The organism is Sorangium sp. So ce426, assembly GCF_051475585.1.
Classification (GTDB): Bacteria; Myxococcota_A; Polyangia; order Polyangiales; family Polyangiaceae; genus Sorangium; species Sorangium cellulosum_B.
Map to the genome: position 1 here is coordinate 10636202 of NZ_CP150341.1, position 16412 is coordinate 10652613.

Annotated in this window: 13 protein-coding genes; 2 read left to right on the forward strand and 11 right to left on the reverse strand. The window is 70.4% G+C overall.

From position 1 onward, the window contains the following. Nucleotides 1-191: 191 nt before the first annotated feature. From WMF44_RS39825 to WMF44_RS39865, 9 genes are all read right to left on the reverse strand, one after another. Entirely contained in the window at nucleotides 192-1184 is a 993-nt protein-coding gene (locus WMF44_RS39825) for a hypothetical protein (RefSeq protein ID WP_437295267.1), read from the reverse strand. Nucleotides 1185-1206: 22 nt separating this feature from the next. Beyond that, complete coding sequence (locus WMF44_RS39830; RefSeq protein ID WP_437295268.1) at nucleotides 1207-1401, reverse strand: hypothetical protein; 195 nt, start codon at nucleotides 1399-1401, stop codon at nucleotides 1207-1209. A gap of 91 nt (nucleotides 1402-1492) precedes the next feature. After that, nucleotides 1493-2593: a hypothetical protein gene (locus tag WMF44_RS39835; protein WP_437295269.1), complete on the reverse strand. Its 1101-nt coding sequence runs from the start codon at nucleotides 2591-2593 to the stop codon at nucleotides 1493-1495. Between the two features lie 29 nt (nucleotides 2594-2622). Beyond that, complete coding sequence (locus WMF44_RS39840) at nucleotides 2623-3873, reverse strand: hypothetical protein (protein ID WP_437295270.1); 1251 nt, start codon at nucleotides 3871-3873, stop codon at nucleotides 2623-2625. After that, nucleotides 3866-4855, reverse strand: coding sequence for a DUF2169 family type VI secretion system accessory protein (locus WMF44_RS39845; RefSeq protein WP_437295271.1), 990 nt, complete (start codon nucleotides 4853-4855; stop codon nucleotides 3866-3868). The genes WMF44_RS39840 and WMF44_RS39845 overlap by 8 nt, the downstream gene beginning before the upstream one ends. An 82-nt stretch (nucleotides 4856-4937) precedes the next feature. Next, a complete protein-coding gene (locus WMF44_RS39850; protein ID WP_437295272.1) occupies nucleotides 4938-6263 on the reverse strand; it encodes a monooxygenase in 1326 nt (441 codons plus the stop codon). 17 nt (nucleotides 6264-6280) lie between these two features. Then, nucleotides 6281-6985 (reverse strand): potassium channel family protein, encoded by a 705-nt coding sequence (locus tag WMF44_RS39855; protein WP_012240074.1) that lies wholly within the window; start codon nucleotides 6983-6985, stop codon nucleotides 6281-6283. Nucleotide 6986: 1 nt separating this feature from the next. Then, a complete protein-coding gene (locus tag WMF44_RS39860; protein ID WP_437295273.1) occupies nucleotides 6987-8546 on the reverse strand; it encodes a cation:proton antiporter in 1560 nt (519 codons plus the stop codon). A 370-nt stretch (nucleotides 8547-8916) separates the two neighbouring features. Then, complete coding sequence (locus tag WMF44_RS39865; RefSeq protein WP_437295274.1) at nucleotides 8917-10494, reverse strand: ATP-binding protein; 1578 nt, start codon at nucleotides 10492-10494, stop codon at nucleotides 8917-8919. A gap of 161 nt (nucleotides 10495-10655) precedes the next feature. Here WMF44_RS39865 and WMF44_RS39870 point away from each other — a divergent pair, with 161 nt between their 5' ends. Continuing rightward, nucleotides 10656-12095 (forward strand): PAS domain-containing protein, encoded by a 1440-nt coding sequence (locus WMF44_RS39870; protein WP_437295275.1) that lies wholly within the window; start codon nucleotides 10656-10658, stop codon nucleotides 12093-12095. 112 nt (nucleotides 12096-12207) lie between these two features. Here the strand turns inward: WMF44_RS39870 and WMF44_RS39875 are convergent, their stop codons facing one another. After that, nucleotides 12208-14985, reverse strand: a complete 2778-nt coding sequence (locus WMF44_RS39875; RefSeq protein ID WP_437295276.1) for a hypothetical protein — start codon at nucleotides 14983-14985, stop codon at nucleotides 12208-12210. A gap of 369 nt (nucleotides 14986-15354) precedes the next feature. Between WMF44_RS39875 and WMF44_RS39880 the strand changes: the two genes are divergently transcribed. Further along, nucleotides 15355-15627 (forward strand): DUF2277 domain-containing protein, encoded by a 273-nt coding sequence (locus WMF44_RS39880; protein WP_437295277.1) that lies wholly within the window; start codon nucleotides 15355-15357, stop codon nucleotides 15625-15627. 39 nt (nucleotides 15628-15666) lie between these two features. Here the strand turns inward: WMF44_RS39880 and WMF44_RS39885 are convergent, their stop codons facing one another. Next, entirely contained in the window at nucleotides 15667-16401 is a 735-nt protein-coding gene (locus WMF44_RS39885; RefSeq protein WP_437301666.1) for a TetR/AcrR family transcriptional regulator, read from the reverse strand. Nucleotides 16402-16412: the final 11 nt, after the last annotated feature.

The following is a 16412-nucleotide window of genomic DNA, read 5'->3' on the forward strand; positions in this document are numbered from 1 at the left end:
CTCCTCTCGGTCGCGCGCTCCCTCACCGCTTCGCGCGGACCCACTCTCCCGCCTCGATCAGCTCCCGCATCCACTTCATCCGCAGCCCTGGCTCCGCCGCGAACCTCTTTTGCCACGTCGCGTCCTCGGCGCCCTTCGCCTCGCGGCATTGCGGTTTATCTGCCGATCCGGGGCAACCTCCCGCAATATTGCTAGATGCGCGCATGATAGAGCATTCCGTCGTGCATACCGGAGATACTGAACTCGAGAGCGAGCCACAGATCACCCCCCTCACCGATCTCGAATTCATACATGGAAGGGAAACACCGATTTGCATAGAAGAAGATCGGCATGGGCTCCCAGACCTCTTGTCGCACCAGTCGATACATGGAGAACAAGGACGAATGATCCAATGAGATGATGGTGAAATCGCCCGAAGGCGTGTTCATCAACCTAGTCCATCCAGAATCGGTTGGCAGTGGTGGCAGCGGATGCCACACCCCCTGGTCGCGATAGGCGTAGAACGGCTCCCCGGATTTCATTCTACCCTCGACGACGAGCTCGCAGGGTGAATGACCGAACGCCAGCGAGACCTGTGTCTCGTCCATATCGGGCGGCAACACGACCCTCTCCGGCTTGCACTCTCCGCGCGGGAATATCCACCATCCAGGCGCCAAATGGGGGGACCGCTGGATCTCGAGAAGAACGTCGCCGGCCTTCGTTACCCGACACCGGGACACGCTCAAGAAGTCCGGGATGAGGCCCTCGGCGAGCGCTGGAGGGATGGGTCGGTCCGAGCCATCCACCCATCTGAGCTCACCGTCGACGCTCCCGGCGAGCACCCCGTCCCCCCAACCACGGGCCCACGCGATGTCCGGCTGCTCGACCCATTGACCACGCTCCTCGTTCCAGCGGACCATGCCTTCTCTCGGATAGGGCGTTTTGCGCGATAATGCCCATCCCACCTGAGTCCAAGTCCAGGCGGAGTCTGGCCACCGCCCATCGATGGATCGAAGATACTCTGTAGCGAGCGGCGACGAGTACTCTCCCTGGGCGTTCGGCGGCCTGACGACCTCCGTCTTCCGCTGATCAAGCAGCTGCCCGTCCTGGGCCCGCGCGATGTAGGGCCCGGTAGATGCGAGGATCGTTCCCTGGAGCTGATGCAACTGGATGGGCTGCGGCGAGTGCGCGATGGCCGTGAACATACCGTGCTCGACTCCTCCTCCCTCAGTAGCGCGCGCTCTCACCGCTTCCCGCGGCTCCGCTCGCCCGCCTCGACCAGCTCTCCCGCATCCACTTCATCCGCAGCCCCGGCTCTGCCACGAACCTCGCCTGCCACGCCGCGTCCTCAGCGCGCTTCGCCACGCGGGTGAGCCCGTAGCGTGCGATCGTCGCGGGGCTCGCCGCGATCTCCGCGAGCATCGCAGCGTAGTCCTCCAGCGAGAGCCGGGGACCATCGGCCGCCGGCGAGCGCGCTGCCGCGCGAGTACGACGGGACGCTCCGCGGACCAGATCACAGGTGTCGCGGAGCTCGTTCGCGGACATGTCGAAGGGTCAACTCAACACCCCGTGAGCTAGACGCATGGTAGAGGACGGCGCGATGCATGTCTGATTCGCCGAAGTCGGCGGCGAGCCACAGCTCATCGTTCTCGCCGGCCACGAGCTGATACGGAGGACAGCCACCGACTCTCGCAGCATCAAGCTCAAACAAAGAAGCGCCGCTGCACTTCGTATGAAACGGCACCGAAACACTCTCCCAGTCCCCTCCCGCCGTCAGACGGTAAATGCGCACTGGCACGGAGTGCGCCCGTGCGCACAGAAAGACTTGCCCCGAGGATGTGGTCAAGATGCCCTGCACTTCGTGGCTCTCGCGGAAGGGCGGCAGCAACTTCCATCCCCCCTGAACACGATGTGCGATAAATTTCTCCGCCGACGTCAGCATGCCTGACGCGAAGAGCCCGTTCGACCGGTAGTCGATGAAGATCGCCGCGCTCTGCTCATCCACTCCGGGTGGCCACTCGAACCGCTCCGGCTGGCGCTCTCCTCGCCGAAAGATCCACCAGCCAGGCTCATACCGAGGGGATTGTATGACGCGAAGGATGACCTCGCCGGCCCTGGTCACATAAGGACAGTATTCAAAAATGCCCTGAGAGAGCACGGGATCGATCGGCGTGTCCGCGCCGTCCGTCCATCTGAACGTGCCGTCGGATCCCGTGACGAGCACCCCATCACCCCACTCACCAACCCACTCGTTCTCGGGGTGTTCCACCCAGCAACCAGAGGCGTCGTCCCAACGAACCACCACATTCCTGCTGACTTGGATCCAGAGCGTGGCACCAGGCATCGGCCCCTCGACGGCGCGCATCCCCGGCCCTGCATAGACAAGAGCCCAGACCTGGTCAGGCCACCGGCCCACCATGCTGGTAATCTGCGGCGGGACCTGCCGCGCGAGCAGCGGCTGAGCGTCCGGAGCACCGGGCAACTCCAGCTTCCGCATCTCGTGGAGCTGGCCGCCCTGGGCCCGCGCGACGTGAAACCCGGTAGAGGCGAGGATCGCCCCATGCAGCCTGTGCAACCGGATGGGCTGCGGCGATGATGCGATGGCCTTGAACATACCGTGCTCGACTCCTCCTCCTCGCTCCCTCACCGCTTCCCGCGAACCCGCTCTCCCGCCTCGACCAGCGCCCGCATCCACTTCATCCGCAGCCCGGGCTCCGTCGCGAACCTCGCCTGCCACGCCGCGTCCTCGGCGCTCTTCGCCTCGCGGGTGAGCCCGTAACGCGCGATTGCCGCCGTCGCCGTCGCCGGGCTCGCCGCGATCTCGGCGAGCATCGCAGCGTAGTCCTCCAGCGAGAGCCGGGGCCCCTGGGCAGCAGGCGAGCGCGCGCCGCCGCCCGACGATGGAGCGTCCGATGACCCGGCGAACGGAAGCGCCGGCTTCGCGGCCTCGAACATCACAGGCGCCGTCCCGACGCCGGGCGGCCCGGCAATCGACTCCTCGAATGCCCCTTCACGCAACGGCGGCAGCCCCACAGCCGGCAGCCCGGAGCGCGGCGCGTCCCGCTCCCCCACGCGCGCGCCAAACGGCAGCGCCGGCCGGCTCGGCGCCGGGAACACCGGTGCCGTCTCGGCGATCTCCTTCTGCGCGAGCACCGGCTTCGGGAGCTCCTGCGCGGCCAGCGACGGCAAAAGCCCGGGCCCCGACCTCGCCGCCGGCGCAGGCGGCTCCGCCCTCTCCGCGCTTCCCGGCTGCTTCACGAACGGCAAGATCAGCTTCGATAGATCCCGCGGCAGATCCGCCGTCTCGAGCGGCATCCCCACCACCGCCCGCGCCTTCTTCACGGCCGCCGCCCCGCCGCCACGATGCCTCCGCGTCGACGCCCTCAGCACGGGCGCCTCCGGCCGCACCTCCGGCACCGGCCCGGGCGCGGCGGCGAGGATCGCCGTCGCCTCGGCGCGCACGCCCCCCTCGGCCACGATCCGCTCCTGCCAGGCGCCCAGCAGCCGGAACACGTCGCCCTCGCCGAGCCCGCGCGCCTCGAGGAACCCGAGCGGATCCTCCGACGCCGTGAACGCGCGGAAGAAATCGAGCCAGGCGCGCAGGTCCGTGTCGAGCGGAGGCACCTTGCGCGCCACGTGCGCCTGCGCCGCGAGGCGGTGCTCGTCGCACGCCGCGAGCAGCGCCCCGTCCCCCATCGCGCTCCCGGCGAGGCGCTCCGACCAGGCCTCCTCCGCCGGCGGCCAGGCTCCGGCGGCGATCGCGGCGTGCTCCAGGCTCGCCTCGAGCGAGACGCCCTCCGCCGTGTACACCAGCACCGCCGCATAGGCCGAGAGCGGCACGCCCGCGATCTCGGGATCCACAGGCTCCCCGGCGCCGCCCGCCGCGTCACCCATCGCCGCGCACCACGACCTCGCGCAGCACCCGCCGGCCCCTGCCTATCGGGAAGACGGCGCGCGCCACGAGCTCCACGCGCCGCGCCTCGGGCTGGATCAGCACCGTGTCGATCGGCGGCCGCACGACGACGCGCTCCCCCGTGTCGTAACGCGCGCTCGCCACCACGGGAAACCCCGGTAGCGCGAAGACGACCGGCTCGAGCGACATGCCGACGATGCCCACCGGATCCCCGGGCGCGAGGTGCTCCTCGAACTGGAGCGAAGGGTGGGCGACGTTGCCAAAGCGGATGTCCTGATCCTCCGGCGGGAGCGGCATCCGCGTCGCCTTCCACCGCTCGTCGAACGTGCCAGCGTGCTCGAGGCGCGGCGACCAGTGCATCATGATCGCGCCGAAGCCCACCGGCGCATGGCGATCCGACGCAGACGCGTGGGGCCGCTCCGGGTGCTCGATCTGCGGAGCTTCCTTGTCCACGAGGTCCGCCGCGCTCCTCGCCGCGCCGACGCCGGACGGGTTCCGGAGATCGACCACCGAGAGGTCCTCCGACATGCCGCCATACGCCCGCTCGTAGACGATCGGCACCCGCTCGAACGGCGCAGCAGGCCCGATCCCGACGCCGAGGACGCCCTTGAAGAAGAAGCGCTGCCCGTGGACGCGCAGGGGCGTCAGCCGCTGCCTGACCCGCACCGCGACGTCGAGCACCCTCACCTTCTCGGGGGCGATCGCGTCGCCGGTCACCACCACGTCCGTGCCCAGCTTGGCGACGCCGAGATCCGACGGGAAGCGGAGGCTGCTCCGCGGACTCCCGGGCTCCCAGGGCTCGTCGGCGACACGGACCGGCGCGGGGTCGTCGGCGAGCCGCGCGCCCCCGCTCCTATCGACGACGAACGTGCCCTTGACGATGGCGACCAGGACATCGTTGCCCTCGCGATCGAGGAGCGGCACGGGCTGGACGGCGAAGGGGGTCTGGTTCGCGATGCTCACGGACGAGGATCCAACGGTTGGTCTTGCATCCTATACGCAGGCACGCCGCGATCCCCGAAGATCGCTTCAGGCAAGCCCGCGCTCAGCGCCCGGTCATGTAGAACGTGCCGAGGCACATCTCGTCGGTCGTGCCCTCTCCCCAGACGACATCCCCGGGGACCCGCGGCTGTCCGTCGATGATCGGCTGCTTCTCGGGCGTGTTGTCCCAGTGGCACTCGATCGACAGCTTGTCGCCCGGCTCGAGCTCCTTGGGCTCGGCGAGCTTGTAGTTTCCCTGCCAGTGGAAGTCCCAGCGCGGGATATCGAGCACACACTCCGAGCCGCCGCCCGCGCGCTCGATCTCGAGGCGCGCGCGCGTGCCGAGCGTGTGCATGTGGAGGCCCACCCAGTGGATCTCGATCGGCTCGCTGCCCGCGAGCGCCCGCGAGGGATCGGCTCCCCAGCGGTGGACGACGTCGCTCTCCAGGGCAGGGATCAGCATGGAGTCGCCGGTGAGCCAGGCCGGGTTCGCCCACGGCTGCATCGTGCCCTCCCGCTCGACCGAGCTCTCCAGCGTCACGTCGATCGCGGTGCGATCCGCCAGCTTGCCCGCCGTCAGCGTGTTGTAGTGGACCTGCATGATCAGCCTGGAGCCAGGCTCGATCCGGGTGCCCGCGCCCGGCGGGAAGATCATGCTCCCGCCGCCGGGCACCCAGCCGCCGAGCCAGCGCGGCTTGAGCCCAGGGCCGCCGTAGCAGGGATAACCCGGGCCCGGGTCGGCCGCGTCGAGGGCGTCGAGCTCGGCGAGCTGGTCCGGCGCCGCGATGAAGGCGATCACGTGGTGGACGACGCGCTGCTCGCCGGGCCTGATCCCAAAGCCGGTGACGTACCGCACGGCCTCCTCCGGCCAGTCGATCACGAAGCAGCGGTACTCGTCGGGCCCCGTCTGCGGGGTGTACTCGACCGGCATCTCGAGCGTCCGGTCCACACGAGCGAGCGCGGCGCTCGCCGGCGGGTCGATCGGCGGGCCCTCGTCCGCCGGATCGCCCACGGCCGCGCCGCCGTCGACCCACGCGGCGATGGTCTGGATCTGCTGCTCGGACAGGGAGCGGTCGCCCACGTACTCGGCGCAGGTGTTGTCGGCCGGCCAGGGGGGCATCGTGCGCTCGACGACGGCCCGCTTGATGGGCGCGGCCCAGGACGCCGCGGTCTCGTGGCCCTCGAGCGAGAACGGCGCGACGCCGCCGTCGCTGTGGCACCCCGCGCACCGCGCGTCGAAGATGGGTTTGACGTCCCGGTAGTACGAGACGGCGGCGATGACGCCGCCGCCCGCCGCGGCCCCGGCGTCATCGCCGCCGCAGGCAGAGAGGACGGCCAGCGCCGCCGCAAGCCGTGCCCATGAGCCCGTGGTCCCCACGCACCTCGTCATAGAACACCTGCCTCGTGTCAGCGGCGCTCGTTGCCCCCGCCGCTCGCGGGCTCGCGCCGGAGGAAGAACGCGATGACCTCGGTGAGCTCGTCGCGCGCGGCCACGAGGAGCACCGTGGCGCCCCCCGCGACGACGGACGAGCCGCGCGGCGCCTCGACGCGGCCATCCGGGCGGTAGACGCCGGCGAAGACGCACGACGAAGGGAAGCTGGCGCTGCCCGCGATGGTGCTCACCGTGCGGCCCGCGATCACCGAGTCGACCGGGACGTCGAGCTCGAACGCGACCGACTCGCCGGCGCCGAGCACCATGGCGTGGCGGACGCCCGGGTGCTCGATGGCGGTGGCCATCGCGCCGATGAAGACGTCGATCTCGGAGAGGATCTGGTCCACGCCCGCGCGGACGTACACGCTCCGGTAGGCGGGGTCCCGCATGCGCACCATGACGCGCTTGGCCCCCCCGGCCTGCGCGAGGAGCGCCACGGCGAGGTTGTCGGCGTCGCGGCGGAGCATCGCCACCACCACGTCGGCGCGCGCCACCTCGGCCTCCTGGAGGAGCCCGGCGTCGGTCGCGTCGCCCACGAGCGAGACGAGGCCGTGCCGCTCGAACGCGCTGTTGGCGATCGACTCGTCGCGATCGACGGTCGTCACGTCGTGGCCCATCTTCGCGAGGTGGACCGCGACGCTCAGCCCTGCGCGCCCGGCGCCCGCGATGAGAACGCGCATGTCAGCTCTCTCCTTCGTGCTCGTGAGGGTTCGCGCCGGGCGCCGCGTGTCCGCCGGGGAGCTCCACCATGGCCCTGTCGATCCGGTTCACGTGGGCGTGCGCGGTGTCGGCGGCGATGAGGCCGCGCCTCGCCGCGTCGAGCACCGCCGCCTTCTGCGCCGCAAGCAGGGCGAGATCGGTGAGGTGGTCGCGGACCACCTCGCCCTGCGGCGTCTGGAGCGCCACCTCCGCGTGGATGACCTGCCGCTGGAACGCGGCGCGGCGCTCGGCGTGCTCCTTGCGGGACACGAGGCCCGCCGCGAGCAGATCGTCGAGCTCGGACTGGCCGCGCCGCGCCGCGATGAGCGTGGCCTTCGCGGCGTCGAGCGCGGCGTCCGCCGTCGGGATCGCGACCCGCAGGAACTTGAGCAGCCGCGCGAACGGCAGCGCCTGCGCGACCAGCGTGACGAAGGTCACCCCGAAGACGATCGTGATCAGGCGGTCGCGGTACGGCAGGCCGCTCGGGAGGCTGAGCACCGCCGCCATCGACAGCGCGCCCTTGATGTTGCCGACGAGCATCACGTGCTGCCAGCGGAAGGGCACGAGCTCGCCCGTGAGCGCCCGGAGCACGCCGAAGCAGCCGTAGACGGCCACCGCCCTGCCCCCGTGCAGGGCGATCAGCGCGAGGCCGATGGACGCCGCCTCCCGCACGAGCATGTCCGCCTGGATCTGCATGCCGACGAGCTCGAAGAGCACCACGTTGAGGCAGAAGCCGCTCGTCTCCCAGAAGCCCTGGAGCGCGAGCACGCGCGAGGGCTCGAGGATGCGGCGCGCGGCCCTGCCGACGATCACCCCGAGGACCACGACGGCGATGACCGGCGAGGCGTGGAGCCGCTCGGCGAGCAGGGCCGTGGCGAACACGAGCACGATGGAGGCGAGGATCGCGGTCAGGTGATCCGGCGTGCGGCGGAGGAGGGACGCGCCGACGGCGCCGAACGCGCCCCCGACGGCCGCGCCGCCGATCATGGCCAGGGTGAGCGCGCGGAAGGTCTCGGCGCCGTCGAAGGTGCCGCTCGCGAGGACCTGCGACGCGAGCACCACGAGCACGAGCGCGGTGCCGTCGTTGAAGAGGCTCTCGCCTTCCATGATGGCCGCGAGCCGGTGCGGCACGCGGACGCTGCGGAAGGCGAGCAGCACGCTCACGGTGTCGGTGATCGAGAGCAGCGCGCCGAGGAGGAGCGCCGCCGCGAACGGGAGCGCGAGCAGCTGCGTCGCCACCGCGGCGGTGCCGAGCAGCGAGATGAGCACGCCCGGCACGGCGAGCGCGAGGATCGGCCGGCTCGCGCCCCTCAGGCTGTCCGCGTCGGCGAACAGGGCGCCCTCGAACACGAGCACCGGGAGGAACGCGATGAGGATGACCTCCGGGTCCATCGGCGCCTTCGGGAGCACGTCGACGACGACGAGCAGCAGCCCCACGAGCACGAGCGCGACGTTGTAGGGGATCGCGACGCGCTTCGCCCCGATCGCGACCGCCGAGCCGACGGCCAGGACGAGGAGCAGGCTCTCGAGCCGCTCCCTCATGAGGCACCTCGCGGCCGCGGCGCGAGCCCGAGGGAGGGCGCCCGCGGCGGGTGCGTCGCGATGTGCACGGGGTCCGCGGGAGAGCTCACCGTGGATCCTGCGCTACCTGATCGCCTCCGGAATCGCAAGACGCGCGAGGTATCGCCGGGCGGCCGAGCGAGAGGCGCGCGGGCGCGCCGCACGCGAGGCCGCGCGCCTCTCGCTCGGCCGCCCGGGGAGAGGCGCGATAATCGATAGATCACATGACACGACATCGACGACGTCATCGCTTCGTCGTCGTGAAGCGATCCCTGACAAGCACCTCATCTCGCTGGCATCCTTGGCGGGAATCTGAGCGACACCCGCTCTCGGCGCTCGCGACGCTCTCCTGTCAGGCTGCCGGCAGCTGAACGCAGAATCGGCTCCCCCGCCCCTCGTTGTCCCTCACGTCGATCGTGCCGCCGTGCGCCTCGACGACCAGCCGGCAGAACGTCAGCCCGAGGCCGCGGCCGGCCGCGGAGATCGCGCCCCCGTCGGCGAGCCGCGCGTACTTGTCGAAGATGCGGTCGCGCAGGTGGGCCGGGATCCCCAGGCCCTCATCACACACGTTGAGCTCGACCCAGCCCGGGTCGAGCCACCGCGCCTCGAGGCGCACCGCGCCGTGGGGCGGGCTATGACGGAGCGCATTGTCGACGAGGTTCAGCAGGACGCGCCGCACGAGCTCCTCATCGGCGCGGAGAAGGCAGCTCGGCATGGCAGGGCAGAGCTCGATTCGCTGCCCGCGCGACGCGGCGAGCGGCGCCAGGATCTCGGCCACACCTTCGAACAGCGACGCCGGATCGAGCTCGGCGGGCCGCAGCACGAACATCCCGTGCTGGCGGCTCGCGACGTCGAGCAGGTTCAGCGCGGTGCGCTGGATGACCTCGGCCGAGGTGAGGACGGCATTCCATCGGCGCCGCTCCGGCTCCGGGAGATCCTGCTTTTTCAGGCGCGCCTGCGCGGCGAGGATGATGCCGGCGGCGGGGCTCCTGAGATCGTGCGCGAGGAACTCGCTCAGCGCCTCGTTCTGCCGGTGGAGCTCCTCCAGGGCCTTTTGCCTCTCCGCGAGATCGCGGTTCGCCGCCTCGACCTCGCGCGCCCGCGCCTTACCCTTCTCCAGGCCGTCGTGGAGCGCGACGTTCTCCAGGGCCACGGCGGCGCTGCCGGCGAGCGCCTGGAGCAGCGACACCTCGCTCTGCGGGATCTCTCGTATGGATCTCCAGTAGGTCCCGATCGCCCCGAGCGGAGCGCGCGCGCGGATCGGCACCATGGCCATGCTCCGCACGTAGGTGGGTCGATAGGCGTCGATAGGGACGCGGGCGTCGCGCGTGATGTCGCCGATGACCGCCGGCCTCCGATTCAGCATCACCCAGCCGCTGACGCACGCCGACATCGGAAACCGCTTCCCCTGCCAGAGCGGGGCGATCGAGTCTTCCTGCGCGTAGTAACAGAGGTCGCCGTCGCGGAGCACGAAGGAAGCGCCGTCTGCGCCCGTGAGGTCGCGGGCGGCCCGATCGACAATCTGCATGATCGCCTGGAGGTCACGGGCCAGCGAGAGGTCCTGCACGACGCTGATGAGGCGCTCGCAAGGATGGAGTTGTCGGAAACTCGGGTCCGAGTCAGCGAATCTCTCGTGGGCCTCGGGTTCCATTCGGCAGGTCTCTAATGCGCGCTGGCGCGCACGCCAAGGCGAGCGCGACGCGTTAAACGACGTCCGCCAGCGCACGTCACCGCCAGTGTCCGCGCGCCCGCCTCGCGCTCGGCGGCCGTGCAGCGGCGGCCGCTCTCCCTCTCCACGCGGCGAGCTCCAGGCCGACCTCTCGGCGGATGCACGCGCGCCCCCCCGAGCCTCGATCCGCCGCGGCGCGTCTAGCGATGAGGCTGGCGTCTCGGCGCCCTCAAATGATATCACCGCGTTACGGTTCGCCATGGTGCCAGGCTCGATGACCCAAGCGCCGAGAATCCGAGCAGCATCCCACCTCTTCGCACCCGGTGTCGTGACGGCGCCCACAGCGCGTTTGTTCACCCACCGTGAGAGGCCCGGGGCTGGCACGCCGAGGGTCGTCGCTTCTGGCCTCCTGCAAGGATTCAATGGACGACAGGCTCGCTTCGCTCTCGTGTAAGACACTGCTCGACGGCACACCCACACCGCTGGCGTTGCTCTCCAGCGCGGGGGAGGTGGTGGCCTGCAACGCGGCCTGGGAGCGCTGCGTTGGCCCGTCCGGGCGACTCCTCGAGCGCGTTCACGAGGACGATCGGGGCGAGCTGTCAGCCCGGATCACTGGCGCGCGCGCCGCCGCGGGCATCGTCTCCACCGCGGCGCGCGTCGTCGGCGCCCGCGGGGAGAGCGTCCCGCTGCACTGGACGCTGTGGCGAGCCGACGACACGGCGCTCTGGGCCGCCGTGAAGCCCGATCGCAGGGAGTGGGAGGCCCAGGCGCGCATCCTCGTCGACGTGTTCCAGACGATGGATGCGATCGTCTGGTGGTGCGATCGGGCGGGCACAATCCATGTCTCCGACGGCAACGGGCTCGAGAGCATGGGGCTCAAACGCCATCAGCTCGTCGGGATGAACATGTTCGATCTCTACGGCGCGGACGCGGACGTCATGGGCCTGTGCAAGCGCGTCCTCGAGGGGGAGCCGGTCCGCACGGACACCGTGGCCGGGGGCGTGCACTGGATCGTGCACTACGCGCCCCGCCGGGACGATGACGGCGAGATCGTGGGCGTCCAGACGTTCGGCATCAACCTGGCCGACGACGTCAGGCTCGCCGTGAAGGGGGAGCTGCTCCGCGCGTGCATCGACAGCATGCCCATCGCCATCCTGGCGTTCGACAGGGCGGGCCTCTGCGTGATCGCGCAGGGCGGGGCGCTCGCGCAGATCGGTTGTACGGAGCGAGGCGAGCTGGGCAAGCACATGCGCGAGCTGTGCGGCGACACCGAGGACGTGCGCGCGGCCTTCGAGCACGCCCTCTCCGGGGAGATCGCGCAGGTCGAGCAGATCCGGCGAGACAGGATCTGGCGGACGAGGTTCGTTCCCCAGAAGGACGTCCTCGGGGAGACGACCGGCGTCGGCGCCATCTGCGAGGACATCACGCAGCAGCTCCGCGTCGAGCAGCAGCTGCGGGAGCAGCTGCGGTTGACGCAGGATCAGCAGGAGTCGATCGCGCGGCTGTCGAGCCCCATCATCGAGGTCTGGCAGGACGTGCTCATCGTCCCCTTGATCGGCTCGGTCGACGCGGATCGCGCGGCGATGGTGATGGAGTCGCTGCTCGCGAGCGTGGTGGAGAAGCAATCCGCCTTCGCCATCCTCGACCTCACCGGGCTCGATTCGGTCGACACGACGACGGCGCAGCACCTCATCAAGATCATCAATGGATTGACGCTGCTCGGCTGCAAGGGCGTGGTCACCGGCATCCGCCCGCCCGTCGCGCAGACGATGGTCGGCCTCGGCTTCGATCTCTCGCAGGTCAAGACGCTGCGCAGCCTGAAGGAAGCGCTGCGCTGGTGCATGGGCGCGCGCCGCCGCTGAGGCGCCGCGCCGGCCGCCGCCTGGAGCGCGGCTGAGGCGCCGCGCCGGCCGCGCTGCGTGGAGCGCGGTGCGGCGCGGCGCTGGCTCGACTCGGTAACGACGCAGTGGCGACTCAGTGGCTCGTCGGATCCGCGGGATCCGTGCCCGCGTCGCACTCATCACCGTCGAGGAACCCGTCGCCGTCGCGGTCGATGCCGATGCGCGTGCCCGAGCCCGGCGGCACGCAGGTGTACGTCACCGGGTGCCCGGTGAGCGCGGCGAGCGAGCGCAGGACGAGATCGCTCAAGGGCGGGGCCGCGGCCCGCGCCGAGGTGAACTGGCCACCTCCGATATAGAGGAGGCCGGTCTCCTCGAGGAGGAACGGGAGCTTCGCCACGAGGTCGCACTCCCCGACCTCGGCGCGCTGGCGGAGCAGGTCGATGCGCGGCCACGCCGCCGTGGCGTTGTGCGAGCCGAGCGTGACCTGCTGCCCGACGATGGGGGCGAGGTTCGTGTCGAACGCGAGCATGTACTCCACGGCCTGCTCGCGGAGGAGCTCGCCGGGCGCGCCGGGCGGGAAGCCGTTCGGCGAGAACTCGCTCTGCTCGAACCCGATCGCCTGGTGGAAGCGGAAGAGCGTGTCCATCACCCCGTCGTGCATGAACCCGAAGCCGCGGATCTGGTCGCCCTTGAAGTCGTTGTCTCCCAGGTGGAAGAGGCTCGGGACGGGAGCCATGCCGAACATGCCGACCTTCTGGTACATGTTGCGCAGGTGGGGGATCTTGAAGCTCTGGCCGTTCTCCTGGCCGATGCTCGCGCCGTCCGTCCCGAAGAAGCCAGGGAAAGGCTCGCTGGTACCGGCGTTCCCGTCCGGGTCCAGGGTATGGCAGGAATTGCACGAGAAGGTCCCGGCGCCGCCTTCGCGGAAGAAGTGATCGCGCCCGGCCTGTTGATCGGCGTTCAGCGAGTTGTCCAGGTTCCGGATCGGGTTCGGCGGATACGAGAGCTGGAGGATGAAGTCCGTGAACGCCTCCATGTCCTCGTCGGGGATGGGCGCGTGCCGGCCGAGCAGGTTGGTGAAGCCGCCCTGGAATTTCTCGAACGCCGCGCGCTCGTCGAAGGCCCCGCTGTCCGGCTGCGCGGTGGACGCGTCGTTGCCGCCCGTGCGGTCGCCGCGCCAGTGCATCGGGCCGTGGTTGGCCATGCCGCGCAGGCTCTGGGTCGTCATCGGCCCTTTCATGGGCTTCAGCGAGGTGTCGGCGGGGAACGGCGGGTTGATGTTCGTGAACGGCCCAGGGTTCGTCACGGTGTCCCCGTCGGGGTTGCCGAGATCCCATGCCAGGCTGTCGACGTCGCCGAAGACGTGGCAGGTCGCGCACGACGAGTCGCCGTGGGCCGACGAGAAGCTCGCGTCATGGAGGAACCTCCGCCCGCGGACCACGCTCTCCGGCTCGGGGTTGTGGAGGGCGATGTGCGCCGTCTCGGCGTTCGTGGACGTGTTGACGATCGAGATGGAGTTGTCGAAGCGCGTGAGCACGTACAGGCGTCCGCGCGGCTGATCGAGCGCGAGGCCGCTCGGCCCGCCGCCGGTGACCTGGATCTGGCTCGCGAGGCTCGGCGTGAAGGTGTCATTCTCGATCTGGGCCGTCTGGAAGACGCCGACCTTGCTCGACCCGAACGCCGCGACGTAGAGCTTCGATCCGTCGCTCGTCACCGCCATGTCGACCGGCGTGGCCAGGCTCTTCGCGTTCTCGGCGTTGGGCACCGGAGCGCAGCACGTCGAGTAATCGATGTGTTTGTTCAGGTGCCGCGGCAGGACCGAGCCGCCGCTGCCGAGCACGGAGATCCGGCTCTCGTGCAGGTGTCCCCGGACGCTCGTGCCGGCGAAGGTGCCCGGGCCCTCGAAGCGATCGAGGTTGAACGCCTCGGTGTTGGAGACATAGACCTTCCCGTTCGCCGGGTTGACGACCATGTTGTAGAGGACGGTCCCGACGCCGGTGAAGTAGCCGGCGCTGCCGGGCCGCTGGACAGGGGGATTGGCCGTGGCGTCGATGACGAAGACGTCCTTGTCGGGCAGCGAGAACATGACCGAGGCGTCCCAGGCGTTGCCCCCGGCGTCGAGCCAGTTGGCGCCGTCGTGCTGGACGATGAGCGACGTCGTCAGCTGCGGCACCCCGAGGTAATTGGTGAACGGCGGCAGCATCCCGCCCTCGTCCTCCACGATCGCGCGGTGCACGGCGGTCGTGCGGTTGCCGGTGTGGAAGCCGGCGGCGTACACCGAGGTCCCGTCCGGGCTGACGGCGAGCGCCCTCGGCGTGTCGGTGAAGAAGGAGAGGATCGTGAGGGGCGTGCCTCCGAGCGATGGCTGGGTCGCGATGGCGCTCGCGTTGAACACCCACACGTCGGCGCGGCCGACCCCGGGCGTCGTCAGCTGCGGATCGAACGGCGCGTTCTGGCCGCGGTGGGCGGCGGTGATGAACGCGCGCGACCGCCCGGGACCGCCGAAGACGATGTCCCGCGGCTCGTCCCCGACGAGCAGCGTGCGCACGACCCGCGGCCGCAAGGGGAACGAGACGTCGACGACGCTGACGCTATCGGAGAGGTGATTGACGACCCACACCTCGCCGTCGTTGCGCGCGGCGACGGCGACGGGCTCCAGGCCGACGGTCACGGATGAAATGTGTGTCAGACCACCCGACGAGACGTAGAAGATCTCCAGACGGTTGTCGGGTGTGTTGGCCGCGAAGAGCAGGTTTCGGCTTGGTGAGAGCGCGAGCGGTCGGACCTGACCGCTCTCGAAGAGGGTGTACGACGGAGCCGCCTCCGCGCTTGCTCCGACAGCGAGGCAAACGAGCGTGGCGGCGGTGGAGAGCAGGCGATTCTGGGAGCGCAGTGCACGATGTGGGGGCATACCGACCTCCTTGCCAGGGGGCTTTGGCAAAAGGACTCCTCAGTGTAGAAGTGCACGGTTATCCTTGAGGAATCAAGAACTTCCTGATGCCATTGGTGTGCTCCCTGTTGGGCAGCCAACAAGGGTGATGTCGTGATGCGGCCGTGTCGCGTTTGGTACGTGTCTGTTACGTGTCTCGCCTACGTGTCTCGCCGCGATCTCGTCGTGTGTCTCGCCGCGTGTATGCGCGAATTGCCTACACGGTGGCCGCGTCAACGACTGTCGCGGCGCGCCAGCAGAGGCGCTGACGCGCCGCGAGAGCGCCTGGACCGCCGGCGTGGCTCGAGACTAGGATCGTCCCCCGTACACATCGAGCCTCGGGAGATCGCCATGTGCCGGAACATCAGGACGCTGTTCAACTTCGAGCCCCCGGCGACGGAGGAGGAGATCCGGGCGGCGTCGCTGCAGTTCGTGCGGAAGCTGAGCGGCTTCAACCGGCCGTCGCAGGCCAACGAAGCGGCGTTCGCGCAGGCCGTGGAGGACGTCGCGGCCGCGGCGCGCGTGCTGATGGCGTCGCTGTCCACGACCGCCGCGCCGCGGGACCGCGAGGTCGAGGCGACCAAGGCGCGCGAGCGCTCGCGGCTGCGCTTCAGCCGGGGCTGAGGCGCGGGGCCGCCGCGCCGAGCTCGGGTGGCCCTCCGGCTATCGCGCCGTGCCGCGCGCCTTGCGCGCCGCGCTGCCGCGCCCCTTGCCCTCGCGGCGAGCGCCCGGCGCGGACGGCTCTCCTTGCCGTGATGGCGCCGCCTGCGGGGATTGCGCCGCCCTCGCCTCCCGGGCGCGCCGCTCCGGCAAGCACACGACGCGCGCGGCGATGGCCATGCCCTCGACGAAGGCCTCGCGCGTCGCGGCGCCGTGCTTCAGGCCGCGCGCCGAGGAGACCAGGGTGTCCGCGAGCTGGCGCCCGGTGACCCCCGCGGGCTCGTAGGCGGCCGCGAGCCCGGAGGCGCGCAAGGCCTCGGCCACGGCCTCGACGAACCGCCCCTCGTGCTCGGCGACGAGGGGGCCGACGAGCTCGCTCGCGGCGGTCGAGAGATCCGCCGCGTCGGCCCCGAGCGCGCCGACGAACCGGCCGATCCACGCGTCGAACGCGGCCACGAGCCGCTCCTCCAGGGGGCGCTCCGCGTCGCCGAGCGCGGCCGCGGCCGCGGCGAGCGCGGTGTTAAGGAAGTACCCCACGGACGCGCGGAAGAGCTCCTCCTTCGTGGCGAAGTGGAGGTAGAGGCCCTGCCGCGAGACGCCCGCCGCGCGCGCGACCTCGTCCATCGACGTCTTCCGGAAGCCGAAGCGCAGGAACACCGTGAACGCCGCGTCCATCAGCTTGCGGCGGCGCAGATCCTCGGCGGGTCTGTCGGTGGAGCTCGGGCCGCCCTCGTTCACGATGGTCAACG

What these genes read in the sequence shown, in the direction of transcription:
- WMF44_RS39825 (WP_437295267.1), bottom strand. Translation starts at nt 1,184, where the DNA reads ATGTTCACGGCCATCGCGCACTCGCCGCAGCCCATCCAGTTGCATCAG.
- WMF44_RS39830 (WP_437295268.1), bottom strand. Translation starts at nt 1,401, where the DNA reads ATGCTCGCGGAGATCGCGGCGAGCCCCGCGACGATCGCACGCTACGGG.
- WMF44_RS39835 (WP_437295269.1), bottom strand. Translation starts at nt 2,593, where the DNA reads ATGTTCAAGGCCATCGCATCATCGCCGCAGCCCATCCGGTTGCACAGG.
- WMF44_RS39840 (WP_437295270.1), bottom strand. Translation starts at nt 3,873, where the DNA reads ATGGGTGACGCGGCGGGCGGCGCCGGGGAGCCTGTGGATCCCGAGATC.
- WMF44_RS39850 (WP_437295272.1), bottom strand. Translation starts at nt 6,263, where the DNA reads ATGACGAGGTGCGTGGGGACCACGGGCTCATGGGCACGGCTTGCGGCG.
- WMF44_RS39855 (WP_012240074.1), bottom strand. Translation starts at nt 6,985, where the DNA reads ATGCGCGTTCTCATCGCGGGCGCCGGGCGCGCAGGGCTGAGCGTCGCG.
- WMF44_RS39860 (WP_437295273.1), bottom strand. Translation starts at nt 8,546, where the DNA reads ATGAGGGAGCGGCTCGAGAGCCTGCTCCTCGTCCTGGCCGTCGGCTCG.
- WMF44_RS39865 (WP_437295274.1), bottom strand. Translation starts at nt 10,494, where the DNA reads ATGGCGAACCGTAACGCGGTGATATCATTTGAGGGCGCCGAGACGCCA.
- WMF44_RS39870 (WP_437295275.1), top strand. Translation starts at nt 10,656, where the DNA reads ATGGACGACAGGCTCGCTTCGCTCTCGTGTAAGACACTGCTCGACGGC.
- WMF44_RS39875 (WP_437295276.1), bottom strand. Translation starts at nt 14,985, where the DNA reads ATGCCCCCACATCGTGCACTGCGCTCCCAGAATCGCCTGCTCTCCACC.
- WMF44_RS39880 (WP_437295277.1), top strand. Translation starts at nt 15,355, where the DNA reads ATGTGCCGGAACATCAGGACGCTGTTCAACTTCGAGCCCCCGGCGACG.